Origin of the sequence: Streptosporangium sp. NPDC006007, from assembly GCF_040614315.1 — a bacterium.
In the GTDB taxonomy this organism is placed as follows: Bacteria; Actinomycetota; Actinomycetes; order Streptosporangiales; family Streptosporangiaceae; genus Streptosporangium.
In genome coordinates this window covers 99122-125518 of sequence record NZ_JBEXUG010000020.1, presented here as the reverse complement: position 1 = coordinate 125518, position 26397 = coordinate 99122, and the positions used below count along the sequence as shown (strand labels likewise).

Annotated in this window: 22 protein-coding genes; 5 read left to right on the top strand and 17 right to left on the bottom strand. The window is 71.2% G+C overall.

Annotated features, from left to right (window positions below):
* Positions 1–225 precede the first annotated feature (225 nt).
* A complete protein-coding gene (locus tag ABZ194_RS17810) occupies positions 226–1110 on the bottom strand; it encodes a glycosyltransferase (RefSeq protein WP_355597439.1) in 885 nt (294 codons plus the stop codon).
* 72 nt (positions 1111–1182) lie between these two features.
* Here ABZ194_RS17810 and ABZ194_RS17805 point away from each other — a divergent pair, with 72 nt between their 5' ends.
* A complete protein-coding gene (locus ABZ194_RS17805) occupies positions 1183–1926 on the top strand; it encodes a polysaccharide deacetylase family protein (RefSeq protein WP_355597436.1) in 744 nt (247 codons plus the stop codon).
* Positions 1927–1936: 10 nt separating this feature from the next.
* A complete protein-coding gene (locus tag ABZ194_RS17800) occupies positions 1937–2500 on the top strand; it encodes a hypothetical protein (RefSeq protein WP_355597434.1) in 564 nt (187 codons plus the stop codon).
* Here ABZ194_RS17800 and ABZ194_RS17795 read toward each other — a convergent pair.
* The 5 genes from ABZ194_RS17795 to ABZ194_RS17775 are packed head-to-tail and all read right to left on the bottom strand — an operon-like array spanning position 2463 to position 8560.
* Positions 2463–3941, bottom strand: a complete 1479-nt coding sequence (locus tag ABZ194_RS17795) for a polysaccharide biosynthesis tyrosine autokinase (RefSeq protein WP_355597432.1) — start codon at positions 3939–3941, stop codon at positions 2463–2465. The genes ABZ194_RS17800 and ABZ194_RS17795 overlap by 38 nt on opposite strands.
* A complete protein-coding gene (locus ABZ194_RS17790; RefSeq protein WP_355597430.1) occupies positions 3938–5194 on the bottom strand; it encodes a hypothetical protein in 1257 nt (418 codons plus the stop codon). The genes ABZ194_RS17795 and ABZ194_RS17790 overlap by 4 nt, the downstream gene beginning before the upstream one ends.
* The gene (locus ABZ194_RS17785; protein WP_355597428.1) at positions 5191–6477 is read right to left on the bottom strand and encodes an O-antigen polymerase; all 1287 of its coding nucleotides are present in this window, start codon (positions 6475–6477) and stop codon (positions 5191–5193) included. Before ABZ194_RS17785 ends, ABZ194_RS17790 begins: the two co-directional genes overlap by 4 nt.
* Positions 6474–7523, bottom strand: coding sequence for a glycosyltransferase family 1 protein (locus ABZ194_RS17780; protein WP_355597426.1), 1050 nt, complete (start codon positions 7521–7523; stop codon positions 6474–6476). The genes ABZ194_RS17785 and ABZ194_RS17780 overlap by 4 nt, the downstream gene beginning before the upstream one ends.
* A gap of 8 nt (positions 7524–7531) precedes the next feature.
* On the bottom strand, positions 7532–8560 hold the full coding sequence (locus tag ABZ194_RS17775) for a glycosyltransferase (RefSeq protein WP_355597424.1): 1029 nt from the start codon (positions 8558–8560) through the stop codon (positions 7532–7534).
* Between the two features lie 196 nt (positions 8561–8756).
* Between ABZ194_RS17775 and ABZ194_RS17770 the strand changes: the two genes are divergently transcribed.
* Positions 8757–9767 carry an LCP family protein gene (locus ABZ194_RS17770; protein WP_355597423.1) on the top strand — a complete coding sequence of 337 codons (1011 nt, stop codon included), beginning with the start codon at positions 8757–8759 and terminating at the stop codon, positions 9765–9767.
* 13 nt (positions 9768–9780) lie between these two features.
* Here the strand turns inward: ABZ194_RS17770 and ABZ194_RS17765 are convergent, their stop codons facing one another.
* From ABZ194_RS17765 to rpmE, 6 genes are all read right to left on the bottom strand, one after another.
* On the bottom strand, positions 9781–11238 hold the full coding sequence (locus ABZ194_RS17765; protein ID WP_355597421.1) for a sugar transferase: 1458 nt from the start codon (positions 11236–11238) through the stop codon (positions 9781–9783).
* 455 nt (positions 11239–11693) lie between these two features.
* Positions 11694–12911, bottom strand: a complete 1218-nt coding sequence (locus ABZ194_RS17760) for a hypothetical protein (RefSeq protein WP_355597420.1) — start codon at positions 12909–12911, stop codon at positions 11694–11696.
* Between the two features lie 2 nt (positions 12912–12913).
* The gene (locus ABZ194_RS17755) at positions 12914–13579 is read right to left on the bottom strand and encodes an L-threonylcarbamoyladenylate synthase (RefSeq protein WP_355597418.1); all 666 of its coding nucleotides are present in this window, start codon (positions 13577–13579) and stop codon (positions 12914–12916) included.
* Positions 13580–13601: 22 nt separating this feature from the next.
* Positions 13602–14456 carry a peptide chain release factor N(5)-glutamine methyltransferase gene (gene prmC, locus ABZ194_RS17750; protein ID WP_355597416.1) on the bottom strand — a complete coding sequence of 285 codons (855 nt, stop codon included), beginning with the start codon at positions 14454–14456 and terminating at the stop codon, positions 13602–13604.
* Between the two features lie 9 nt (positions 14457–14465).
* Complete coding sequence (gene prfA, locus ABZ194_RS17745; RefSeq protein WP_355597414.1) at positions 14466–15518, bottom strand: peptide chain release factor 1; 1053 nt, start codon at positions 15516–15518, stop codon at positions 14466–14468.
* A 114-nt stretch (positions 15519–15632) separates the two neighbouring features.
* On the bottom strand, positions 15633–15851 hold the full coding sequence (gene rpmE, locus ABZ194_RS17740; RefSeq protein ID WP_355597412.1) for a 50S ribosomal protein L31: 219 nt from the start codon (positions 15849–15851) through the stop codon (positions 15633–15635).
* Between the two features lie 299 nt (positions 15852–16150).
* Here rpmE and ABZ194_RS17735 point away from each other — a divergent pair, with 299 nt between their 5' ends.
* The gene (locus ABZ194_RS17735; RefSeq protein WP_355597410.1) at positions 16151–17287 is read left to right on the top strand and encodes a hypothetical protein; all 1137 of its coding nucleotides are present in this window, start codon (positions 16151–16153) and stop codon (positions 17285–17287) included.
* Between the two features lie 282 nt (positions 17288–17569).
* Here the strand turns inward: ABZ194_RS17735 and ABZ194_RS17730 are convergent, their stop codons facing one another.
* From ABZ194_RS17730 to thrC, 5 genes are all read right to left on the bottom strand, one after another.
* Positions 17570–18214, bottom strand: coding sequence for a response regulator transcription factor (locus ABZ194_RS17730; protein WP_355597408.1), 645 nt, complete (start codon positions 18212–18214; stop codon positions 17570–17572).
* 12 nt (positions 18215–18226) lie between these two features.
* The gene (locus ABZ194_RS17725; protein WP_355597406.1) at positions 18227–19546 is read right to left on the bottom strand and encodes a sensor domain-containing protein; all 1320 of its coding nucleotides are present in this window, start codon (positions 19544–19546) and stop codon (positions 18227–18229) included.
* A gap of 246 nt (positions 19547–19792) precedes the next feature.
* Positions 19793–21832 (bottom strand): transcription termination factor Rho, encoded by a 2040-nt coding sequence (rho, locus tag ABZ194_RS17720; RefSeq protein WP_355597404.1) that lies wholly within the window; start codon positions 21830–21832, stop codon positions 19793–19795.
* Between the two features lie 465 nt (positions 21833–22297).
* Positions 22298–23371: a homoserine kinase gene (locus ABZ194_RS17715; protein WP_355597402.1), complete on the bottom strand. Its 1074-nt coding sequence runs from the start codon at positions 23369–23371 to the stop codon at positions 22298–22300.
* Between the two features lie 84 nt (positions 23372–23455).
* Entirely contained in the window at positions 23456–24514 is a 1059-nt protein-coding gene (gene thrC, locus ABZ194_RS17710) for a threonine synthase (protein WP_355597401.1), read from the bottom strand.
* A 226-nt stretch (positions 24515–24740) separates the two neighbouring features.
* On the opposite strand from thrC, the gene ABZ194_RS17705 reads away from it, so the two are divergent.
* Positions 24741–26261, top strand: coding sequence for a glycosyltransferase (locus ABZ194_RS17705; RefSeq protein WP_355597400.1), 1521 nt, complete (start codon positions 24741–24743; stop codon positions 26259–26261).
* Positions 26262–26397: the final 136 nt, after the last annotated feature.

The following is a 26397-nucleotide window of genomic DNA, read 5'->3' as shown; positions in this document are numbered from 1 at the left end:
AGCGGGTCAGGGCACGCTCGGGCCCTGGCGGCCCTCCCGCCCCCGATTCCCCCGTCGCCTAAAGGCGACGGCCCCCTCGGTGGGCATTGATGGATCATTGACACCGGCCGTCGGCGCCCCATGTCCGAGCCGGTGAGACCGGAACCGTCACGGCCACCCGGGGTCACCCGTACGGGACCGTTCCGGAGAAGCCCCGCGGGACCGTTCCGGAGGAGAAGGAGGTGATCAGGTCCTGGAGTAGATGTGGCGGCGGGCCGGGAGCAGGATCCCGGTGATGCCCTCCAGCCGGCCGACCAGCCGCTGCAGATGCCAGCCGGCCTCCGCCCAGCGCGCCCGGACGACACTCAGCAGCGCGCCGCCGAGCGGTCTGGCCAGCGTCCTGAGCCGGTCTCGCCGGCCGTAGTGCCTGCGGTACACCCGGCCGGTCCCCCGCGCCACGTGGCGGGCCCTGAGCCGGGACTCCCTGGTGCCCGCCGCGGGAACGGAGGGGTTGTCCTCGTAGACGGTGATCCTCGGGTCGTAGGCGATCGACCAGCCGCTCCGCAGGCCGCGCAGGAGCAGGTCGGTCCCCTCCCCGGACTGCCACGGTGTCGGGCAGCCCGCCCCGAGCCCCTCGTCGAAGTCTCCCACCGCGCGCATGAAGGACGAGGTGTAGAAACACGTCGCCTCGATGGCCTGGGACCACACGGTGGTGCTGTCGAGGACCGCGGGTTCGGCCCCGAAGGCCAGCTGGGCCGGTCGCCCGGCCGCGTCGAGCAGCATGCCGGAGACCACCCCGCGCTCGCCGATCGCCTCGCGCACCCGGGCGAGGGTGTCGGGGGCGTACCACGTGTCGTCGTCGGGAAAGCCCACGATGTCGTGGTCGCCGAGCGCCGCCACCCCGGCGTTGCGCCCGGCGGACAGGCCGCGCGGCGTGGTCACCCGGCGGATGGGCAGGCGGTCCCGCCAGCGCTCGACGACCTCCGCCGTCCCGGTTTCGCCGCTCTGGTCGACGACCATCATCTCGGTGACCGGCGAACTCTGCTCAAGCACCGAACGGAGCAGGCGGTCGAGGGTCTCGGGCCGGCCGATCGTCGTGACGACCAGAGCGACCCGTGGAGTGGGATTCACGTCGATATGGTAGGCCAGCGCAGCAAGATGCGATTGGAGCCTTCCATAATGATTCGCAGGAACAAGTCACCGATGGTGTGGGTCTACCACTCTGTGGCGGAATTCGACCGTGACCCACTCCGGATCACGGTCTCGCCGGCCAGTTTCCACCGCCACATGCGCTGGTTACGTGACCGGGGTCTGCGCGGCGTCACGATGCGCGAGCTCCGCGCCGCCGAGGCGAGGGGCGAGGCCGCCGGCCTGGTGGGGCTCACCTTCGACGACGGCTACACCGACTTCGCCACGACCGTCGTGCCCGCCCTGGTGGAGTACGGCTTCACCGCCACGGTGTTCGTCGTCGCGGGCCACGTGGGGAAGAACAGCTCGTGGGACCCCGGGATCCCCAGGGACGTGATGACGGCCGGGCAGCTCCGCGAGGTGGTCGCCGCGGGCATGGAGATCGGCTCGCACTCGCTCACCCACCCCAGGCTGCCGTCGGTGGACGGCGACCGGCGGCTGTCCGAGGAGTTCACGACGAGCAGGGCGATGCTGGAGGACCTGACGGGCGAGGTGGTCGACGGGTTCTGCTACCCGTACGGGCAGCACGGCGCCCGCGAGGTGGAGGCGGTCACCGAGGCGGGTTTCGGCTACGCCTGCGCTCTCTGGCACACCGAGCACGCGGGCCTGTTCGCGATGCCGCGCATCGAGCCCTTCGACGAGACCGGGCCCGCGGGTCTGCGGGGCCGGGTGCTCGCCCACCAGATGAACAAGACCTACCCCAACATCCGGGGCATCCTCAAGGATCGCTTCGGTCTTGATCTCTCACCTCGCGGCTAAAATAGACGAGGTGAGAGAGGACTTCCGGATTCTGATCGTCTGTACGGCGAACATCGTCCGCTCTCCGATGGCGGAGATGATCGCCAAGGCGATGCTGCGGTCCTCCGCCTGTCCGGTCCTGGTGACGAGCGCGGGCACCCACGCCTGGGTGGGCCACCCCATGGCGCCGTACGCGCTCGCCACTCTGAGGAACCTCGGCCTGGACGGCTCGGCGCATCACGCGCGACCGCTGGACAGCGCCCTCGTCAACGACTCGGATCTCATCCTCACGATGGAGACCGGGCACCGGGGCTCGGCGGTGACGATGGAGCCGACCGCGATGCACAAGACCTTCACCCTCCGCGAGTTCGCCCACCTCGCGGAGGGGCGGAAGGTCCGCCACCGGTCCGACACCGTCGGGCGGGCGCACGCCGTGGTCCGGGCCGTGGCGAGACGCCGGGGCGCCCCGGCCCGCCACCATCCGGTCGAGATCGCCGATCCGTACGGCGAGCCGCCGGAGGAGTACGGCAGGTGCGCCAGGGTGATCGGCGGCTCGCTCAGCCGCGCGCTGGGGGAGTTGCTCGGTCCCCGCTGACCGGCGTGCCCCCTCTCTTCGACCTCCGCCCGGCGGCGGGCAGGGCCCGATCCTGGACGGTGTCGTGCGTCTGGGGCTGGGGCTGGGGCTGGGCCCCGTCTCGCACGTAGGGGCCGTACCGGTCGGCCGCGGGCGCCTTCCCGCAGTTGAAGACCAGTCCGATGACGCGCCCCCTGGCCGTCTCCAGGATGGTCAGGGCCTCGCGCAGTTCCTCGCGTCTGGTCTTCTTCGCCCGCGTCACGACGATGGTCCCGTCGACCTCGGGCACGAGCACGGCCGCGTCGGTGACGGGCAGCAGGGGCGGGGCGTCCAGGATGACGTAGTCGAAGCCCTGCGACAGCCGGTCCAGCAGGTCCCGCATGCGCTGGGTGCCCAGCAGCTCGCTGGGGTTGGGCGGCAGCGGTCCGCTGGTGAGCACGGTGATCCGGTGCGGCCCCGACGTCGACTGGGCGACCTCGGACAGCTCAGCCCTCCCGGTGAGCACGCTGGTCAGCCCCGCCTCGCCGACGAGCCCGAGCATCCCGGCGAGCGCCGGGCGGCGCAGGTCGACCTCCAGCAGGATCACCTGGGCGCCCTCGGCCGCCAGCGCTCCGGCCAGGTTGACCGCGGTCGTCGACTTCCCGTCGCCCATGAGCGGGCTGGTGATCAGGAACGTCTTCGCCGGGCGGTCGACCCCGGCGAAGCGCAGGGCGGTGCGCAGCTTGCGGTACGCCTCGGCGCGCGGGCCGAACCGGTCGCCGGCGAGGGGGGTGGTCTGCGCGGCGGCGTCCTTGGGCACCATGGCCAGGACGGGCTGGTCGCTCAGCCGCATCAGGTCGGCCGCGCTGTGGAGCCGGGTGTCGAGCGCCTCGCGCAGGGCGCCGAGGCCGACCCCTCCGACGAGCCCGAGCGCGAGCCCCAGCACGACGTCGAGGACGATCCGGGGGCTGCTCGGCCGCTCCGGCACCGCGGCGTCCCTGACCACCTTCACGCGGATCGCGGAGATCTGGGTCCGGTCCGGCGTCTCCAGCTCCGCGACCACCGCGACGAGCCGCGCGGTCACCGCGTTGGCGATCTTCGCCACGGTCGCCGCGTCGCCGTACCGGGCGGTGATGTTGAGCAGGACGGTGTCGACCGGCACGTCCACCTCAAGCCTCGCGGCCAGTTCCTCGGGCTTCAGCGGCAGCCCGAGATCCCTGATCACCGGCCTGGTCACCGTCGGGGTGGTGACGAGCGCGGCGTAGGAGCGCACCCTCTCCTGGGTGAACAGGGTGCCCTGGTATCTCTGGTCGATGCTGGACTGGCTGCCCTGGGCGACGGAGACGAACAGGGTGGTCGTGGTCTTGTACTCCTCCGCCTGCAGCAGGCCGATCCCGAGTCCGGCGCCGGTGCCGACGACGGCGAGCAGGATCACGAGCAGCAGGTTTCTACGGACTCCGGCGATCAGATCTCTGGCGTTCACAGGTGCTCTCTCGACTGACGGGGTGTTACCGGCGGCGTGCGTGGAGGCACGGCGGCGAAGACGACGGTGAGCAGGATCAGGGCGCTCAGGAACCCGGTGGCCTCGACCAGTGAGCTGGCCGTGGCCGCGCCCGTCGCGCCGGCCAGCGCCGCCCCCACGCTGACCGCCAGCACGCGTCCTCCGGCCACGGCCACCCGCAGGACGAACAGCATGCGGACCCGTTCCATGGCGCGGAGCACGCCGTAGGGCCCCAGGCCGAGTCCCTCGATGACGAGCAGGGCGGTGAAGGCGAGGACGAGCGGCCCCACGTCCGCCCAGGACTCACCCAGGAGGGCCTGGCCGACTGAGTCCGGCAGGAGGGTCGCGACGGTGCCCGCCAGGGCGCCCACGGCCCCGCACAGCAGCCCGGCGGTGGCCGCGGACCTGAGCATCCGGCCCGGTGCAGCGGACCTGAGCCGGGAGAGCTCGCTGACCACCACGACCCGGCCGGCCGCCATCACCACGTTCGCCGGGCCGAACAGCGTCAGCGCCGCCCGCCACGCGCCCACGGCCGCCGGGCCCGCGATGTGCCCGAGGACGATCAGCACGGCGTAGCCCGCCAGGGAGAGCGCCCCCGTCTCCACGAAGTACGGCCGGACCAGCTTGCCGTACTCGCGCAGCCAGCGGCGCGGCGCGGTGAGCCGGGGCAGCGTCCCCGCCTGGCCCACCGCGAGCACCGCGGCGACCAGGCCGCCGAACCCCCAGCCCGCCACCAGCCAGCTCAGCCCCGTGCTCATGTGCAGCGCGGCGAACGCCGCCGAGACCTGCACCACCCCGCCCACGATGTCGACCAGCACCGTACGGCGCTGCCGGCCGATCGCGATGAACGCCAGCCGGATCGCGTCCCAGACCAGCAGGGCGGGCAGCAGCAGGGCGAGCACCACGGCCGACCGCCAGTGCGAGCCGATCAGCAGGGGGGACACGGCCAGCAGTACCACTCCGGCGACGGCGCCGAACACGGCCGCGGAACCGGAGCTGTCCGCCAGCGCCCGGCGCACCGCGGCGTCCCCCTCGGGCCGCCGGACCAGGAGCGGCTCGCTGACCGCGGCCCGTGACAGTTCCACGACCACCACGTAGAACCCGTAGAGGAGGGCGAACTCCCCCAGGGTGACGACCGAGACGTTGCCCGCCACGAGGATCATGAGGGCGAAGTTGCTTCCGCTGCAGATCACATGGTCGGCGAGGGTCCACATCCCCCGTCGCGCCGCAGTCACGTCTTCATCCCGGGATCTCGCCGCCGGTGCACGAGCAGGGCCAGGAACATCGCGCCGGCGAGGGTGGGGAAGGCCCGGCCCTCACCCCAGTAGAAGTATCTGACCAGGTCGACCAGGCCCACGTACAGCAGCGGGTAGAGGACCAGGCCGCGCAGCTCGCCCGAGCGCATCCAGCGGTAGCAGACGCCGACGGCCAGCCCCGCCGCCGCCCAGAAGAGCAGGCCGCCGGCGAGCCCGTAGTCGGCGAGGGGCGCGAGCATGCCGCCGGTGTTGTTGTACTCGGGGTTGCCGAGCCGCCACAGCAGGCCGGGCCAGACCCGGGCGGGGTCGAAGCCCAGCACGGACTCCGGGGTCAGCAGCGCGGACACGCCGGGGAAGTTCCACAGGAACCCCACGGTGTAGTACGGCCAGGCGAGGCCGGGGCCGATGTGGTCGACCACGATGGCGGAGTTGTTGTAGGCCGTGGCGTAGTAGCCGGTCAGCCGGCGCAGCACGAACTCGGGGTAGTCGATGTGCACGATCGAGGAGTAGTGGGACCAGCTGCGCACGTATTCGAACGTGCCGAAGAGCATGACCAGCGCGAAGGGGGCGAGCAGCGGCAGCCCGGCCCAGAGCCAGCGGTAGTGGCGCCGCCCGTCGCCCGGCCGGAGCGTCGAGACCACGGCGAGGATCGGCAGCATGATCTCCATCAGGGCGAGCCGCTCGGAGTTGAGCACGACCCGCGCCACCGTCAGCCCGGCGAGCAGCGCGAACATCGCGGTGTGCCGCCCGCCGCCGAGTCTGCGGTCCAGCAGGAGGCAGACCATGGCCAGCGGGCCCAGCTGGGTCAGCGTCGTCACCCCGCCGATGGTGGCGAGGTCGGACTTGATCGCGTCGGCCGAGCCGGGGCTGAGGGAGAAGACCTTCGTCAGGTCGGCGAGGCTGAGTCCGCTCGACACCGCCGAGGCCATCCAGGCCGCGTAGCCCGTCACGGTGAGCACGGCGGCGGCGCGGCCCGCCAGGAGCAGCAGCCGGCGCTGGCCGGGGTTGACCGGTATGTCGCCGGCCCGCACCGTCCTGGCCAGCGACGGCAGCATGCAGCCCACGACGAAGACGCCGATGAACGCCGTGACGGTGAGCGCCTTGCCGTCGTCGAAGACCTTCGGCGTCCGCCACCACTCGCGGAAGCTGTCGTCCCCGATCAGCCCGGCCGCCAGCAGCCCGGGCACGGTGGCGAGCATCGCGGTCCAGGCGGGGTGGAGCCACCACGCCCCCTCGCGCAGCGGCAGCCGTACGGTGCTCATGCCGTGGCGCCCCCGCCTTCGACCAGGGAGGTGAAGACCTCGGCGTGGCGGCGCGCCGAGGTCTCCCAGGAGAAGAGCGCGGCCCGGCCGATCCCCCCGGCCCGTAACTCCGCGGCGGCGGAGTCGTCGGACAGGATGCCCTCCAGCGCCGCCGCGATGCCTCGCGCGCCGAGGTCGGAGACGAGCACGGCGGCGTCGCCGGCCACCTCGGGCAGCGCCGCCCGGTCGGAGGTCACCACCGGGGTGCCGCAGGCCATGGCCTCAAGCACCGGCATTCCGAAGCCCTCGTGCCCCGAGGGGAAGGCGAACACCGTGGCCGCCCGCATCAGGGGCGCCACGAGTTCGTGCGGCACCTGGCCGAGGTAGCGGGCGTGCGGCGCCTCGGCCAGCGCCCGCTCGACCGGCCCCGAGCCGATGAATCCGCCTCCGGCGACCACCAGGGGGACTCTCAGGCGCGCGGTCGCCTCGGTCAGGGCGGTGACGTTCTTGCGCGGGTCGAGGTTGCCGAGGTAGAGCACGAACCGGTCGGGCAGTCCCAGCGGGGCGAGGAGGGCGCCGTCGCCGTCGCCCAGGGGGTGGAAGCGGCCCGCGTCCAGCCCGTGCGGGATCACGTGGAGCCGCGCGGCGGGGAGGCCGAAGACCCGGCTGATCTCGCCCGCCGAGTGGTGCGAGACGGTGATCACCGCGTCGGCGACCCTGGTGAGCCTGCCGACCCTGGCCAGCCAGGTGCGCTTCCAGAGCGCGCGGGCCAGCCCGGGGACCGGCGCGTCCTCGACGCCGTGCACCGTGGCCGCGATCGGCACCCGGGAGCCGATCAACGCCCCGGTGTCGGCCGGGAAGTGCAGCAGGTCGGCGCGGCCGGGGCGGGCCGGCCAGAGCAGGCCGTCCGCGACGGCGTAGGCGAGCTGCCTGGCGCCCCCGCCGAGCCCGTCGCCCATGGGGACGAGGGCCTCGTACTCGATCCCGAAGCGGGCCAGCGAGGTGTAGAGCGTCTGCGTGTAGGAGGTGTTGCCGCCCACGTTGCGGCGGAGGACCTTACCGCTCACCGCGATCCTCATGACGTCCCCAGGGCGAGCGAGTAGGCGTGGGCGAGCCCGGCGGCCTGGTGCCGGGGGGTGTGGCCGGCCAGCGCGTCGGCCAGGCGCCGCTCCGCGCCGTGGCGGAGCAGGTCGTCCTGGAGCGCCTGTACGGCCAGCGCGCACTCGGCGGGTGTCGCCACCAGGTCGGGCACGCCCAGGCTGCGCAGCGCGGGGATGTCCCGCGCCACCACGGGCAGCCCGGCCCCCACCGCCTCCAGCACGGAGACCGGGGCGCCCTCCCAGCTCGCGGTGTGCACGTAGACGTCGGCGGTGCCGAGCAGGGCCAGCACCTCCTGGCGGGCGAGCCAGCCCGTCACGACGACCCCGGCGTCCTCCAGGGTCCGGCGCAGGGCCGGGTCTCCGTCGCCGGCCCAGATCCACCTGGTGGACGGGCCGACCGCGCGGGCGGCCTCGGCGAGGAAGGCGGGGTCCTTCTGCGCGCAGATGCGGCCGACGGAGATCGCCGTGAGTCCGGAACGTTCCCGGCCGCCCGCCGCCGGGACCTCGGGGACGACGGCCGGGATCTCGGGGACGACGTTGGGGACGTAGACCACCCGCTGGCCGCCGCGGAGCCGGACCGCGAGATCGGCCTCCCTCGGGCTCACCGCGGCCACGACGCCGGTGCGCGGGGCGAGCAGCGTCTCGGCGAGGCGGAAGCCGTACCGGATGGGACGGCTGATGTCGGTCCGCTCGAACGCGTAGCAGTGCGGGGTGTAGACGATGCGCCGGCTCGGGATCGACGGGCAGGAGCGGACGTAGAGGCCCGCGTAGGAGGAGTGGGCGTGCACGATGTCGGGACGGGTCTCCCGGTAGGCGGCGGCCACGTCGCGGATCCTGGCCACGTGCCCGTCGGCGAAGATCCTCAGGCCGCTGAGCAGGCTTTCGGCGTCCAGCAGCGGATCGGCCGCGTCGTGCGCCATCAGCAGCCAGTGGTCGTGGCCGGGCGTGGCCTTGATGTAGGCGTGCACGGCGGTGGCGACCCCGCTGCCCCAGCACTCGGTCACGTGGAGCACTCTCGTCGGCCGTCCGGGGCGGGTGCCGCCGGGTGCGGGTCGTCTCACGGCGTCAAGCCCCACCATGACCTCCGTGACACGTGCAAGTACGAGAGCCGGCAGTGTCAATCAGTGCCAGCGCGACATAAGGTATCGCAGGTTGCATAGCAACTTTTTTGGTATGTCTGACTCGATAGGGGCATCCCCCATGCATCGCGCCCTCCGCCTCCTGCTGATCACCGGAACCGCCGGGGTGTTGATGGGCGCCTGCACGGCTGGAACGCTCTACGCATTCCAGAGCAGTCTCGACAGCGACATCGTCCGCATCCCCGACGCCCTGCCCACCCTGGAGGCCGATCGGCCCCCGCCCGAGGCGGGGGTGGGAGAGAACTGGCTGCTGGTGGGGACCGACACCCGCTCCACGGGGACGACCACCGGCAAGGACGCGGCGGCCCGGCTCTGGCGGCCCGGTCAGCAGCGCACCGACACGATCATGCTGGTCCACCTCTCCGAGAGCCGGAACCGGGTCTGCGTGATCTCGATCCCGAGGGACTCGTGGGTCTCCGTTCCCGGCAGGGGCAAGGCCAAGATCAACGCCGCCTTCTCCTGGGGCGGCCCGGCCCTGCTGATCAAAACGGTGGAGAAGCTCACCGGCGTCCGGATCGATCACTACGCGGCGATCGACTTCCAGGGGTTCTCCGCGGCCACCGACGCGATCGGCGGGGTCGACGTCGAGGTGGCGCAGACCGTGCGGGACCCGCTCAGCGGCGTCACCTGGCAGGCCGGCCGCCAGCACCTCGACGGCGAGAAGGCCCTGCAGTTCGTCCGCCAGCGGGTCAACCTCCCCGGCGGGGACCTCGACCGGATCAAGCGCCAGCAGGCGCTGCTCGACTCCATCGCCGACAAGGTGCTCAGCGCCGAGACCCTCGCCAACCCGGTGAAGGTCAACGACCTGCTGCGCTCCCTGACCAAGACGATCAGCGTCGACTCCGGGGTCACCCCCGGGATCCTCAGATCGCGGGTGTTCGAACTGGCCGGTCTCGACACGCTCGACTACGTCACCATGTCGGTGAAGGGCACCGGCATGCGGGGTCCGCAGAGCGTGGTCTATCTGGACATGCCGAGGGTCCGGGACCTCAGCCGGGCGATCCAGGACGACCGCGTCGACGACTACGTCAGGGAGAACGACGGCGGCAACGCGGTCGACCAGGTCCGCTGAGGACCGGCCGGGATCAGTAGGCTCCCCTGGCCCGCGCAACCGCCCCCCAAGTCTTCCAGAGCAGTTGCAGGTCCAGGGCGAGGGACCAGTTCTCGACATAGCGCAGGTCCATCCGCATCCGCTCCTCCCAGGAGAGGTCGGAACGGCCGCTGACCTGCCACAGGCCCGTCATCCCCGGGCGGACGACCAGCCTCCGGTGGATGTCGGCGCCGTACATGGCGAACTCCTCGGGCACCAGCGGGCGTGGTCCGACGAGCGACATCTCACCGCGGAGCACGTTGACGAGCTGCGGGAGCTCGTCGAGGGAGGAGCGGCGTAGGAACGTTCCCACTTTGGTGATACGCGGGTCCTCCCGCCGCTTGACCGGCGCCCCCTCGGAGCCGGCGCCGGCCGGCCGATCCGCGCCGTTGACCATGGTCCGGAACTTCAGGACCTGGAACTCCCGGCCGCCCAGCCCCACCCGGGTGTGCCGGAACAGCGCCGGCCCCTCGCTCGTGGCCCGGACCGCGACGGAGATCACCAGCATCGGGATCGCGAGGACGGCCAGGACCACCGCGGCCAGGACCCGGTCGAAGACGTTCTTCACCACCTGGTTGATCCCTCCGAAGGAGGGGTGGTCGACGTGCAGCAACGTCATCCCGGCCACCGGGCGGACGCTGATGCGCGGCCCGGCGACGTCCATCAGCGAGGGGGCGACGAACAGGTCGGTGTCGGTGATCTCCAGGCTCCAGGCCAGCCTGCGCAGCGCGGCGCCGTCCAGCTCGGGGCAGGCCAGTACGGCCACGGCGTCGGCCGACGTCCTGGCCACCACGTCGGCGACATCGGTGAGGTCGCCGAGGATCGGCACCCCGTCGACGTCGGGGAGCTGCCCGGCCGCCGCCCCGCCGGGCAGGCAGGCCGCGACCACGCGCATGCCGTACCGGGGCTGGGAGCGCAGCTCCATCACCAGGTCGAGCACCGACGCCCGGTGCCCGACGGCCACGACGCCGTGGGCGGCCTCCCCACTCGGGTCCTTACGCCGCAGCCAGCCGCGCAGACAGCGGCGGAAGGTGAGGGTGAGCAGGATGGCCAGGGGCAGCATGGCCATGACGATGCTTCTGGCGATCATGATTTTGGTGACGTAGGCGCCGATCGCGACGACCGCCGCCAGGCCGAGGCCGCCGTTGAACACCAGCCGGACCTCCTCCAGACCACCGGCCTGGACCCGTCCCCGGTAGGCGCCCACGAAGGACATCGCCACCGGCCAGGCGAGCACCAGGCCCGCCGAGAACACCATCTCGAACCAGGGGACGTAGCCGCCCCACCACCACCTCGCTCCGAGCACCACCTGGTAGGCCAGCAGGGCAGAACCGAGGTCACCGGCGACGAGCACGCGCGTGATCGACCGTCTCCGCCCTCGCCGGGGGGCGAGGGGTAAGGGGAGCAACGCGGACAGGTGGGCCGTGTTGCGCTCAGTCGACGTCGTACTCATACGATCTCACCTTCTTGCCGGACAAGCACAAGAAGGACGCATAATCTCCACCTCAGGTTTACTTGACCACCAAAAACACCAAAAGTCACACTATATGTGACGTTTCCCTCCCAGCATATGGGGCACCCCGCCGCCCACGCCGTCCACCCCGTCCCTCAAGGAGAGCCACGGCCGGCGGCGCCGGCGGAATGGTCTGAGCGACCGGGGAAGCAGCGGGTGGCCGCCGGGCCGCACCACGTGCGACCGGGGCCGCGAGGCCGGGACGACGCGGGCGGGACGACGCGGGCGGGGCCGTCGTTGTCGGCCGGCAGGGGGAGCCGGGTCACCGCGACGGCGGCGCGGACCCGTCCCGCTCTCGCCTCTCAACGTACGAACACGTAAGAAGAGACGGATGGCAGGTCAGTCAGGCTTACCTAGTGATCAAAAGTCACATGAAGGACAATCATTCCCACTGTTCACCCGTGCTGAGACCTCCCGCCGAGGATCCGGGTGACCACGCGCCGCATCATCGGGCGGGCGCTGCGGACGGCGGTGACCAGCCCGGGCAGGGGGTCGTCGGCGGCGAGCCAGGCGAACTCCCGCCTTCCCCCCTCCGGGATCCGGTACTCCCGCACCGCCTCGCGCCGATAGGCGATCCGGGCCGGGACGTCCAGGTTCTCCACGATGATCCTCCGCCCCTCGACCTGCCTCCCCGGCGGGACCGCCTGCCCGGTGAGCGTGAGGTAGTGGGCCCGGACCACGTCGATCCCGGCCTCGGTCTCGAAAAGCCGGAACTGGGCCCCCACCCGGGGGTTGAAGTCGAGCAGCTTGTATCTGCCGTCACGGTGGTCCAGCCGCCAGTCCAGGTCGGCGATGCCGGAGTAGCCGCTCTCCTTGCAGAGCCGGGCGGTCAGGGCGGCCAGCTCCGGATTGTCCACCGAGTAGGCGTACGTCGTCACCCCGACGTGCGGCGGCCACGAGCGCACCTTCACCCCGGTGAAGGCCGCCACGACGTCCCCCTGCCCGTCGCAGCAGACGTGGGCGATCCAGTCCGTCGACTCCGGCCGCGGGAGATACTCCTGGACCAGCGCGTACGGCGCGGCGGGCCACCCCGTGGCCAGCTCGCGCAGCTCCTCCGGCGTGCCCACCACGGTGGAGCGGTTGACCGCCGGCGCGGCCAGCCGGACCCACGGCTCGGAGTTCTTGATCACGACGGGGAAGACGAACTCACGGACGATCTCGTCGATCTGGTCGCGCGAGGTGACCAGCCGCGACTCCGGCGCCGGTATGTCGTAGCGCCGGCAGAGCCGGAACATCTCGTGCTTGCTGGCCAGCAGCCGCGGCAGGTCGCGCGGGACCGGCGGCAGGATCAGGTGTTCCGACAGGGCGTCGGCGTGCTCGGCGAGCAGGATCGCCGCCTCGTCGTCCGTCGCCACCGCCACCGCCCGCCCGGAAAGCGACGAGGCGATCTCCCGCAGCCCCCGCACGAGCCGCTCAGCCGGTTCGGCCCCGGTGGTCGGCCAGACGGTCCGGCCGGACCGGTGCCGGGAGAGCGCGGCGGAGGTGAGGCGCCCCTCGGCGATGACGTGGACGGGAACCCCGAGCCGTCCCAGTGTCCGCACGACGCCGACGGCGCCGTGATGAAGCGGATAGTGCCCGACCTTGATGAGGAGGGCGGGAACGCTCGGGTCCATGATCACTCTTCGGACTCGGATCCACTGTCGGTGGCGATGTAACCCACCACACCGCGCAGCCTGCCCACCGAGACGGCGCCCTGGCGCAGCAGCCGGGGCACGGCGGTGGTCAGGTCGAGAATCGTGGACGGGACGTTGTCGGCGCACGGGCCGCCGTCGAGATAGACCGCCACCGAGTCGCCCAGCTGCTCCTCGGCCTCGGCGGCCGTGGTGGCCGCGGGGGCACCGGAGCGGTTGGCGCTGGACACGGCCAGCGGGCCGGTCTCCTTGAGCAGTTCGAGGGCGACCGCGTGCAGCGGCATCCGGAGGGCGACGGTGCCCTTGGCGTCCCCCAGGTCCCACGACAGCGACCGGTTGGCGCGGCAGATCAGTGTGAGCGGGCCGGGCCAGAAGGCGTCGACGAGGTCCTGGCCGTACGGGCCGAGGTTCTCCACCAGGGCGGTGGCGGCCCGTACGGTGCCGACCAGCACGGGCACGGGCATGTCGCGACCGCGCCCCTTGGCCTCCAGCAGGGCCGTGACGGCGGCCGGCGTGAACGCGTCCACACCCACGCCGTAGACGGTGTCGGTCGGGAGCACCACGAGCTCGCCCCTCGGCACGGCCGTCGCGGCGTCGGCTATACCGGCGGCTCGCTGTTCGGCGTCTGCGCAGTCATAACGTCGGCTCACGGCATGCCATCCTATTCGTGACCTATTCTTGACCGAAACGGGCGGTGACGAAGCGATCCCTGCGAGTGAGGTCCTGACGGCTGCGGACGTCGCGCCAGCCGTTCTCCTCGGGGAAGATCAGGTAGACCGGGGTTCCCTGCTCGTCGGCGTGCTCCACGGCCACGAACCCTCCGGGACGGAGCAGCCGCCTGGCGGTCCGCTCCACGGCCCTGACCTCGTCGAGACCGTCGCTGCCCGAGCCGTACAGCGCGCGGTGCGGATCGTACTCGCGCACCTCGGGGTCGCGGGGCACGGCGCCGGGCGGGATGTAGGGCGGGTTGGAGACGACGAGGTCCACCTGCCCGTCGAGCTCGCGCAGGGCGTCGGCCAGATCCTCCGGATGCAGGTGGACCCGGTCCTGCCCGTGCTCCAGGATGTTGCGCTTGGCCCAGCGGTAGGCGCCGGGGTCGACCTCCACGGCGTGCACGGTGGCCAGCGCGACCTCCTGGGCGATGGAGAGCGCGATGGCGCCGGAGCCGGTGCCGAGATCCACGACCACCGGCGAGGCGACGTCCATCTCCCGCAACCGCTCGATGGCCCACCCCGCCACGACCTCGGTCTCCGGGCGCGGGACGAACACGCCAGGACCGACCTCCAGGGACAGGTAGCGGAAGTACGCGCGGCCGGTGATGTGCTGGAGCGGCTCACGGGCCTCGCGCCGGGCGATGCCCTCCCAAAACAGCGCGTCGAACTCCGCGTCCGCGACGGTGTGCAGCTCACTGCGGCGCACCCCATGGACAAAAGCGGCGATCTCCTCGGCGTCCGTGCGCGGCGACGGCACACCTGCCTCGGCGAGCCGGGCGGTGGCGAGGGCGATCTCGTCCAGCAGAAAGGTCATGGGCGCGTTCTATGAGTGGTCCGCGAGCTTCTCCGCCATCTCGGCGTCGAGGAGGGCCTGGATGACGGCCGTGAGGTCGCCGTCCAGAACCTGGTCAAGGTTGTACGCCTTGAAGCCGACCCGGTGGTCGGAGATGCGGTTCTCGGGGAAGTTGTAGGTGCGGATGCGCTCGGAGCGGTCCACGGTCCGGATCTGGGACTTGCGCTCGGCCATGGCCGCGGCGTTGGCCTCCTCCTCGGCGATGGCCTGGAGGCGGGCGCGGAGGATCCGCATGGCCGACTCCTTGTTCTGCAGCTGGCTTTTCTCGTTCTGGCAGGAGGCCACCACACCGGTCGGAACGTGCGTGATCCGCACGGCCGAGTCGGTGGTGTTGACGCTCTGGCCTCCGGGACCACTGGACCGGTAGACGTCGATGCGGAGATCGTTGGGGTCGATCCGCACGTCGACCTCCTCGGCCTCCGGGTAGACCAGGACACCGGCCGCGCTGGTGTGGATGCGCCCCTGCGACTCGGTCACCGGCACGCGCTGCACCCGGTGCACGCCGCCCTCGAACTTCAGCCTCGACCAGACGCCGTCGTCGCCCCTGGCCTTCATCGCGACCGTGACATCCTTGTAGCCGCCCAGGTCGGAGGGGGTGGCGTCGATCATCTCGGTCTTCCAGCCGACCCGCTCGGCATACCGGAGATACATTCTCAGCAGGTCACCGGCGAACAGCGCCGACTCCTCACCGCCCTCGCCCGCCTTGATCTCCATGATGATGTCCTTGTCATCGTTGGGATCACGCGGGATCAGCAGATGCCTGAGCCTGTGCTCCAGCTCGGGGACGCGGGCCTCCAGCTCCTTGGCCTCCTGGGCGAACGACTCGTCCTCCGGCGCCAGCTCCCGGGCGGTGCCCAGGTCACTCTGGACGCCCTCAAGCTCCCGATAGGTGTTGACGATCGGGGTCAGCTCGGCGTAGCGCCTGCCGAACGTACGCGCCTGGCCCTGGTTGGCGTGCACGGCGGGATCGGCGAGCTTGAGTTCCAGCTCGGCATACTCACTGAGCAGCTCGTCGAGATTCACCGTGCGTCCTCCCTTGAAGTCCGTGCGAAATCCGCCTGATCACCAGGAACGCCGACCCAGGCGCACCCCTTCGGAGAAGCGAGGGGTGGTTCCGAGCCGGCGTCCGGATGTGAGCTACTGACCCGCGGGCTTCTTGCCGAAGCGCTTCTCGAAGCGCGCCACCCGGCCACCGGTGTCCAGGATCTTCTGCTTGCCCGTGTAGAACGGGTGGCAGGCCGAGCACACGTCGGCGTGAATCGTGCCGTTCTTGGCGGTGCTACGGGTGGTGAAGGTGTTACCGCACGTGCAGGTCACCGCGGTGGTGACGTACTCCGGGTGAATGTCGGGCTTCATGTCCTCTAGTTCCTCTCCAAGGCGCGGTCGCCGGGTCGCCACTGTCTCTCGCCGGTGAGGCTTGCGCGCTGTGCACACCGTGGGTGCGCGCGGGCGGGAGCCGGAACCGCTGCGGTTCGGCTACCAGTGTGCCAGATTCTCCAACCACCCCAGGCCACGGACCATTCCCCGAACTGATGGCCCGCGTGTGTAGACGAGTCACATCAGCCCCACTAGGCTCCGGTGCCCAAACCGTAATATTTACCGTTATCTTTACCCGAGTAAGGGGACCAATGATGAGGAACGGAACGCGGTTGCTCATGGCAGCCGCAACGGGGGCCGCCGTCTTCGCCAGCGGTACGGCCTCAGCCTTCGCCACCCAGTCCACTCCCTTCACAGCCACCGCGGCGGCCTGTGACGCCGTCACCACCGACATCTCCGACGTCAAGGTGGGCGACACCTTCGTGCCGCTGAAGGCCGACAACACCGTCGGCTTCGAGGCCACTCTCAAGAAGCCCTTCAAGGACAAGGACGCGAACGGCGCCTGGCCCGTGGAGGGAAACACCAAGCAGGTCGCCCGCTCCGTGACCAAGGTGACCGCCGAGATCACTCGCGCCGACGGAACCGTCATCGCGGCCACCGAACTCGCCCTGCCGAAGCAGCCCGAGACGACGGACACCGAGCACAAGGTCGCCGATGTTCCGCAGACCGCCTCCCTCAAGGGCGACTTCACCATCACCGCCAAGGACAAGGACGGAAAATGGCAACTCCGTCTGAAGATCAGCCGGGTGGGCGCCGACAGCGCGACCTGTAAGGACGTCGACGTCGACCCGCAGGTCAAGTATCTCGGCGCCTCGGTGACCGACCCGGTTGTGATCACCCGCAACGAGGACACCAAGGTGGTCGTCAAGGCCGGCATCATCGGCGCCTCCTCCGTCTCCGCCCGCCTCTTCAGCAACGACGCCACCGACTCCGTCGACCTGCGGCTGGAGAAGGGCAACTCCGCCAACTCCTGGTACAGCACCACCTGGTTCGACAGGGACTTCTCCACCGGCTACTGGACGCTGGAGCTGACCGCGGGACGCGGCAAGGAGAGCGCCAAGTACGAGAAGGCCGACACCTTCACCGTCAGGGCCGGTAAGTCCACGTCCAGGAAGCGCGCGTCGAAGGTCTCGTTCGACGTAACCGCGAACAAGATCAAAAAGGGTAAGTCGATCCGCCTGTTCGGCACCGCCTACCGGGGCGGCTCGGCCTACTCCGGCAAGCTGGTCGAGCTCTACTGCAAGAAGAGGGGCGCGTCCGGCTGGAAGTTCGTCTCCTTCGCGAAGGCGAACGGCAGCGGCAGGTTCGGCAAGGTGGTCAGGCCGAAGTTCGACGCCTACTGGCGTGCCGTGCTCCCGGGCACCGGCAAGACCTACGGTTCCAAGTCCGGTGTCGAGTTCGTGGACGTCCGCTGAACGACCTGACATAGGCGGCATCGCGCCCGTCGCACAGCCGGAGTCCGGCCACCGGGGCAACCGGTAACCGGACAACGCGGAGAACGCGGAGAACGCGACAGCGCGTCACGCCCCCGCGCCACGGCCCCACGCTGTACGACTCGCGTCCCCAACCCCGGGCGCAAGCCGTACAGACGACGGAGCGCGGAACGTCAGCGGACCGCGAGGTCGGGAACGCCCGGTGCCATCGGCACCGGGCGTTCTCTTCTCAGGCGTTCGCCAGGTCCTCCCGGTCACGCCCGCTCACCGCCCCAGATAGGTCAGTACGGCCAGCACCCGGCGGTGGTCGCCGGGGGCGGGTCCGAGGCCGAGCTTGGCGAAGATGCTGGAGATGTGCTTCTCGATCGCGCCCTCGGTGACAACCATCCGGGCGGCTATCGCCGTGTTGGAGCGGCCTTCGGCCATCAGGGCGAGGACCTCGCGCTCCCTTGCCGTCAGGGAGCCCAGCGGATCGTCCCGCCGATAGCGGTTGAGCAGCTGGCCTATCACCTCCGGGTCGATGACCGTCCCCCCGGAGGCGACCCGGCGCACGGCGTCGAGAAACTCCGACACGTCGGCGACGCGTTCCTTGAGCAGGTAGCCGACCGCCGTCGCGCCCCCGCCGAGCAGTTCGGTGGCGTAGCGCTCCTCGACATACTGCGACAGCACCAGGATCGGCAGCCCCGGCCGGAGCGACCTGGCCTCCAGCGCCGCGCGCAGCCCCTCGTCGGTGTGGGACGGCGGCATCCGCACGTCCACGATGGCCAGGTCCGGGCCGTGCTCGGCCACCGAGGCCACCAGCCCGGGACCGTCTCCGGTCACCGCGACGGTCTCGATCCCGCCGTCGGCCAGAAGCCTGGCCAGTCCCTCGCGCAACAGCACCGAGTCTTCCGCGATCACCACCCGCATACGGTCAAGTGTTCACCACTCGCAGGGCAGTTCGGCGCGGATCAGGGTGGGGCCGCCGGGCGGGCTGTCCACGCTCAGTACGCCGTCGATGGTGGCGGCCCGGTCCGCCAGGCCCGCCAGGCCGCCTCCGGCGCCCGGCGCCGCGGCCCCGACGCCGTTGTCGTAGATCTCCACGACCACCCGCCGGCCCTCACGGCTGACCCGGACGGACGCCGCCGTGGCCTCGGAGTGCTTGGCCACGTTGGTCAGGGACTCGGCCACGATGAAGTAGGCGATGCTCTCCACCGCGGCCGGAGGGCGGTGGGAGACCTCCACCGACAGGTTCACCCGCACGGGCGCCCGGGAGGCGAGCGAGGAGAGCGCCGCGTCCAGCCCCCGGTCGGTGAGGATCGCCGGGTGGATGCCCCGCGCGAGGTCGCGCAGTTCGGCGATGGCGGCCTTGGTGCCGGCGTGGGCCTGGGCGACGAGTTCCCTGGCGCCCTGGGGGTCGCTCTCCATCCGCACCTGGGCCCGGCCCAGGTCCATGGCGACGGAGAGCAGCCGCTGCTGCGCGCCGTCGTGCAGGTCGCGTTCGATCCTGCGCCGCTCGGCCTCGGCCGCGTCGACCCCGCGCGCCCGGCTGGCCCGCAGGTGAGCCGCCCTGGCGGCCAGCAGGTCCCTCTTACCCGGGCTCAGCAACCCGACGGCGAGCAGCGCGTGCAGCCACGCCATTCCCCTGGTCGCGTACAGCGCGACGGAGAGGACCCCCAGCCCGGCCGGGACGCAGAGCAGCGCCCCGGGGACGGTGTCGATCAGCAGTCCGTCGATGATCGAGATCGGCCCCCAGCCGGACAGGACGAGCAGCGGCATGAGGATCAGGCCGAACGCGAGACACCACAGGACGGCCGAGACGGTGAACTCCCCGACCCCGACCGGCAGCAACAGCAGCAGGTACAGCAGGTCCTTCCAGGTCGCCGGATCGACGAACATGTCCTTCCAGCGCAGGAGCGGGTTGCCGCCCGAAGACGGCCGGTAGGGGTCGGGGATCACCGTGCCGAAGGCCAGCCGGAGCAGCCGCCGTTCGGCCATCGCCGCGCCGCGCCAGGCGAGCATGGTCAGCGCGAGCAGCGGAAGCCCGATCCAGAGGGCGACCAGGGTCAGCGCGAGCGGGAGCGCGAACACCGGCACGGTGAAGCAGACGATGCCGTAGAACATGCTGAACAACAGGTACGGCACGGCACGCCAGGTCATCGGATCGACGAGCATCCCCAGCGGCCCGTTCGGTCCCAGCGGCACGCGGAGGCGCAGCGGCGTCCGCGTCGCGGACGCGCCCACCCCCGTCTCAGCCGTCATCCGCTCCCCGCCTCCACCCAACCGTGATCGCGGTCACGCCCGGGGCCCCGCCCCGTTCAAGTGTGCCGGAACGCCGGGCGCGGCGGAATGGGGCGAGCAGGCGTCCCGAGGGTGTGGATATCCCGAAGGCCCGGGTCCCGCAGGACCCCGGAGCCGCCGTCCGGAGGCGAGGTCCGAAGACGGGGTCCGAAGACGGCGAACGCCCCGGCCGTGAGGGCCGGGGCGTGAGCCGTACTACGAAAACCGTCAGTCGCGCTCGGAGCTGACCGTGGTCTTCTGGACCTGGAGGAGGAACTCCGCGTTGGACTTGGTCTCCCTCATCTTCTCCAGGAGCAGCTCCAGAGCCTGCTGCATGTCCAGGGCGTGCAGCACCCGCCGCAGCTTCCAGGTGATCTGCAGCTCGTCCTTCGACATGAGGATCTCTTCCTTACGGGTGCCGGACGCGTCGACGTCCACCGCGGGGAAGATCCGCTTGTCCGCGAGCTGGCGGTTGAGCTTGAGCTCCAGGTTTCCGGTGCCCTTGAACTCCTCGAAGATGACCTCGTCCATCTTGGAGCCGGTCTCGACCAGCGCCGTGGCGAGGATCGTCAGCGAGCCGCCGTTCTCGATGTTGCGGGCGGCGCCGAAGAAACGCTTCGGCGGGTAGAGCGCCGTGGAGTCGACACCACCGGACAGGATACGGCCGGAGGCCGGGGCCGCCAGGTTGTAGGCCCGGCCCAGGCGGGTGATGGAGTCGAGCAGCACGACGACGTCGTGACCCAGCTCCACCAGACGCTTGGCACGCTCGATGGCGAGCTCGGCGACCGTGGTGTGGTCCTCGGCGGGGCGGTCGAAGGTCGAGTGGATGACCTCGCCCTTCACCGACCGCTGCATGTCGGTGACCTCTTCCGGACGCTCGTCGACCAGGACGACCATCAGGTGGCACTCGGGGTTGTTCCGGGTGATCGCGTTGGCGATCGACTGGAGCACCATCGTCTTGCCGGCCTTGGGCGGCGAGACGATGAGGCCACGCTGCCCCTTGCCGATCGGCGCGACCAGGTCGATGATCCGGGTGGTCAGGATGTTCGGCTCGGTCTCCAGGCGGAGCCGCTCCTGCGGATACAGCGGGACGAGCTTGTTGAAGTCGGGCCGCTGACGCGCCTGCTCCGGATCCATGCCGTTGACCGTGTCGAGGCGGACGAGCGCGTTGAACTTCTCACGGCGCTCGCCGTCGCGGGGCTGGCGGACGGCGCCGGTGACGACATCGCCCTTACGCAGGCCGTTGCGGCGGATCTGGGCCAGTGAGACGTAGACGTCGTTGGAGCCCGGAAGATAACCGCTGGTCCGCACGAACGCGTAGTTGTCGAGGATGTCCAGGATGCCGGCGATCGGAATCAGGACGTCGTCGTCGCCGACCACGGGCTCGTTGCTGTCGAAACGGTCCCGGCCGCGCCGGTTCCGCTCCCTGAACCGCCCGCGCCGGCCGCGACGGTCGTCGTCGTCGCTCACACCGTGCTGGTCGCCACGGCTCTGCGGACCACGGTCGCCACCACGGTCGCCGCGGTCGCCGGTGCGGTCATTACGATCGCCGCCGCGGTCACGGTCGCCCCGCTCGCCGCCGCGGTCGTTGCCCCGCTCGCCGCGGTCGTTGCCCCGGTCACGGTCGTTGCTCCGCTCGCCGCGGTTCTGGCCCGCGTCGGCGGCGCGCTGGTCGGTACGGCTGTCGCCGCGCTCGCCCCGCTCACGCCGGTCGTTGACGCGCTCGCCGCGCTCGCCCCGGTCGCCGTTGCGGCCACGGCGTTCGCCACGCTCACGGCGGCTCTCGCCACGCTCGGGACGCCCCTCGGTCTGGCCCGCCTCGGCCTGCTGCTCCGCGACGGGAGCGGCGGCGGCGACGGGTTCGGCCACGGGAGCGGGAGCGGAGGCGACCTGCTCGGCCACGGGCTCCACGGCGGCGACCGAGCGGGAACGTTCCCTCCGGCTACGGGCCGGGCGCTCGGCGACCGGCTCGGTCTGAGGGGTCGGCGCCGGGGCTGCCGGGGTTTCCTTGGCGGCGACGGGAGCCGGGGCGCTCTCGGCGGTTACGCCCTGCTTCTCCTGGATGGCTGCGATGAGTTGGCTCTTGCGCATCCGCCCGGTCCCGCTGATGCCAAGACCAGACGCCATGGCCTGCAGCTCAGGCAGCACCATCGCGGACAGGCCGGTGCCGGAGCGACGGCGCGGCTTGGCCGCGGGGCGGGTGGGGGTGTCGCCGGCCGCCGGCGATGCGCCGGTGGCGTCGGAGAGGAGTTCGGTGGTGTCGCTCACTAATGGGTCCTTCCCAGGGGTCGGGCGTGGCCATGATCAGCCAATCGTCCCGGTGGTGCGATCGACCCGGTGGGACAGACCGGGTCGGGTTGCACGTTGCGATCCTCGACGGCCCTTACGGGCCGCCGCCACTGTCGGAGAAGGGCGTACCCAGGCCGTCACCATCGAGATTCGCCGACGGTGGGGCTTGGAGGACACCCCCGGATTGCTACCGGCAACCAGATGTCGAAGTAGATCGAAACGCGCATGTCCCCTCAAACGCCGTCTCTCGTTGCCCCAACCGAATGTGGAGCATTCGGAGGCGACGGATTCGGGGAGGCCACTGCGGCGCTCATGCCCCACGGGGTGGGACATGGTACAGCGATGCGTGGCTGACAAGCACGCACCCAACAAGGGGGCACCTGGTGCGGCTACCAGCCTAACATCACCAGCGCACACAGCTATTCCCTGAAGGTCGAAGAGGTATCAGCGTGTCCCGGGAGGGACAACACAGGCACCGCGGGTTTCGACATCCAGTGGCTGGATGAGCCAATCAGTACCCACTTCCGGTGCGATCAAATCCTGCGTATCCCCTGTGGAAAACGCAAGAATGGTGGGACCCGCTCCCGAGACAACCGTAGGGACGCCGATCCCGCGCAGACGTTGTACCAGATCCGCGGTCTGCGGCATCGCAGGCGCGCGGTAATCCTGATGCAACCGATCTTCGGTGGCGGCCAGCAGCAGCTCCCGCTCGGGCCTGGTGGTCAGTGCCGCCACGAGCAGCGCCGCCCGCCCGGCGTTCGCGGACGCGTCGGCGTGCGGCACGTCCTCGGGGAGCAGTCCCCTGGCGATCTCGGTGGACAACCGGTGCCGGGGAATGATGGCCACGGGCCGAATATCGGCGTGTGGAACCAGTCTCACCATATGCGGTACGTTCGAGTGGTCCGTCCATGCGACGGTCAGCCCACCCGCGAGGCACGGGGCCACGTTGTCGGGGTGCCCCTCGATCTCGGTGGCCAGGGCGAACACGTCGTCGTCGGTGAAGGCGGATACCGTACCGGGGTGGACGTCGGCGGATCCGCCCCGGTGGGGAACGGCCTCGTACGGCGCGCCGGCCAGCGCCCGCGCGGCGAGGATGCCCGCGCAGATCGCCGCGGAGGAGGAGCCGAGCCCCCGCGCGTGCGGGATCCGGTTACGGCAGCGCAGCCGGATGCCACGCGGCTGCGGGACCCCCATCCGGTCGAAGGTGACGCGCATCGTCTTGACGATGAGGTGCCCCTCGCCGTCGTCGAGCTCGCCCGCCCCCTCCCCCTCGACCCCGATGTCGACACTCCCGGGCCGGGGACCGTCGCCGGGCTCGGCCACAGACGCCTCGGCCTCGCCGTACAAAGACGCCTCGACCTCGTCGTAGAGGCCCAGGGCCAGCCCCAGGCTGTCGAACCCCGGGCCGAGGTTGGCCGACGTCGCCGGGACGCGGACGACGACCCTGATCGGAGATCCTGGGCGCGGCCCCCCGGCTTCAGCCGTGGAACGAGCCGGCCCCTCTTGACTTTCGGACATCAGACAGATCCAAACTGCGTGCGGGGCCGGGTTCGCAGCCCGCCTGCGGGGCCCGGGGGAGGGAGGGGCATCGGGGAGACGGTGTCAGGCGAGTTCCAGGGCGACGGCCGCCGCGTGGGCGTCGATCGGGATCGTCACCGGGGTGGGCGCGCCGGAGATGGCCCAGTCCGGGTCCTTGAGACCGTTGCCGGTCACCGTACAGACGATGCGCCCTCCCGGGGCGACAAGTCCCTGGTCGTGGGCCTGGAGCAGACCGGCCACGCTGGCCGCGGAGGCGAGCTCGACGAACACGCCCTCCTCCTGGGCCAGCAGCTTGTAGGCGGCGGCGATCTGACGGTCGGTGACGGCCTGGATGACGCCGCCGGACTCGTCGCGGGCGGCCTCGGCGAGCTTCCAGGAGGCGGGGTTGCCGATCCGGATCGCGGTGGCGATCGTGTGCGGGTGGGTCACCGGGGCGCCGTTGACGATCGGCGCGGCGCCACTGGCCTGGAAGCCGAACATGCGGGGGACCCGCGTCGCGACGCCGTCCTCGGCGTACTCGGTGTAGCCCATCCAGTAGGCCGAGATGTTGCCGGCGTTGCCGACCGGGATGCAGTGGATGTCGGGCGCGTCGCCGAGCGCGTCCACGATCTCGAAGGCGGCGGTCTTCTGGCCCTGGAGCCGGAACGGGTTCACCGAGTTGACCAGCGCGATCGGGTAGTTCTCCGACAGCTTCCTGGTCATCTCCAGGCAGTCGTCGAAGGAGCCCTCCACCTGGAGCAGCCTGGCCCCGTGGACCAGCGCCTGGGCCAGCTTGCCCATCGCGATCTTGCCCCGGGGCACCAGCACCGCGCAGGTCAGGCCCGCGCGGACGGCGTAGGCGGCGGCGGAGGCGCTGGTGTTGCCGGTGGAGGCGCAGATGACGGCCTTCGCGCCGTCTTCGACGGCCTTGCTGATGGCCATGGTCATGCCACGGTCCTTGAAGCTGCCGGTCGGGTTCGCGCCCTCGACCTTGAGGTAGACCTCGCAGCCGGTCAGCGTCGAGATCCGGTACGCCGGGACGAGCGGCGTGCCGCCCTCCAGCAGCGTGACGACGGGCGTCGCCGTGGTAACCGGAAGTCGGTCACGGTACTCCTCGATCAGGCCACGCCACGCCCTGGTCATGATTGCTCCTCCCGCGCGTGGCCACCACGCGCGCCCTACCTGCGCCGTTTGGGTAACGAGTCTACGGGCAACGCTCCCGGCCCCGGGATCCGTTGTCCACCACATGGACACCTCAGGCGTCATTCATCCAGGAAGTCCCGCGTCCGTTGCCCAGGAAACCCTAAGCAAATCCGGGTAGGGTCAACGCGGCCCGAAAAGCGGGAACGCAGACGAGGAGCACCACATCATGACGGGCGGAGCGGCGATCGACCGGCCCCCGATCCGGCACAACGACTACTCCTGCCTGAGGCCGCCCCCACTCGGCGAGTGGACCCCGGCGCTCTCGGTCAGTGTGATCATCCCCGCGCACGGCGGCCAGCGCCGACTCGACCTGACACTCGCCGCCCTGGCCGCGCAGACCTACCCCGGTCACCTCATGGAGGTGATCGTGGTCGACGACGGCAGCGACCCGCCTCTGCGCCTGCCGGAGATCACCCCACCGGGCACCCGGATCGCTCCCGCGGCCCCCGGAGGCTGGGGCATCGCGCACGCGCTCAACACCGGGGCCGCGCTGGCCGAGGGGCACATCATCCAGCGCCTGGACGCGGACATGGTTCTCTGGCGCGAGCACATCGAGGCGCTGGCCCGCTGGCACCACCTGACCGACTACCTCGTCGCCATCGGCGCGAAGATGTTCGTCGAGGACCCGGCGCTCTCCCCCTCCGAGTTACACGACCACGTGCGCGAAGACTCCCTGGCCACCGTCTTCGACCTGTCGAAGGCGCTGGCCAGTTCCACCGAGCAGACGATCATCCGCACCAACGGCCTGCGGGCCAGCCGCAACCCCTACCACGTGTGCACGGGACCGACCGTGTCGATGCGGCGGGAGACCTTCCACGCCGTGGGCGGGGTCGATCCCGAGGTGCTCAGGGGCGAGGACACCGAGTTCGCCTACCGGCTCGCCACGCACGGCGCGGTCTTCGTCCCCGAGCCGGCGGCCAGGGCCGTGCACCTGGGCCTTCCCGCGCAGCGCCGCGACCGGCGGCGGGCGGTCAGCGCGGTCGCCCCCTACTTCGCCCACCGGGTGCCGCTCCGCCGTGACCTGCGCAAGGACCGGGGGCGGCGGTGGCTGGTGCCGTACGTGGAGGTGGTCCTGCGCGTCGCGGAGGGCGAGGGCGGCGAGGAGCGGGTGCGCGGGGCGGTCGGCGCCGCCCTCGACGGGTCGATCGGCGACGTACGGGTCACCCTGGTCGCCCCCTGGTCACAGCTGCCCACAGGACGCCGCCCGGTGCTCGACGACCCGTTCTTCGAACTGCGCCTGCTGCGCGAGTACTTCGCCCACGACGAGCGGGTACGGCTGGCCGACGAGGTCTCCCCCACCCCCGCGCCGACCCCGTTCCGCTACACGGGCCCGGTCTCGGTCCCGCTGGGGCGCGACTCGCTGGAACGGATGATCTCCGCCGTCCAGGACGACCGGTCCGGCCTGCTGGTGATCGACCTCGGCGACGACGGCACGGCCACCCTGGAGCGGACCGAGGCGCTGGGCCGGGCGAGGCTGCTGGACGCCGACGACGTCGTCACCTCGATCAAGGCCACCCACGGCGTACGGCACGGCGACCGAACCCAGTTCTGGCCGGCCCGCCGCACTCCCCCGCCACTCCCCCCCACGCCCGCACCCCCCACCTCCATCGGAGAACCCGCCCCGTCATCCCCCGCCAGGCGGAGGTCCTGGCTCGGCCGACTCCGAGCGGCGATCCGCCCCCGATAAAACGCCCCTCCCTCCCCTGACCCGGTAGACGAGTGGTTCCGGAAACCGCCGGGAAGACAGGCTACGCCGAGCTGACCGCCTCCCGCCCACCCGTGAAGCGAGCGCCTCAACGATGCGCCCGACGCCCACCCCGATC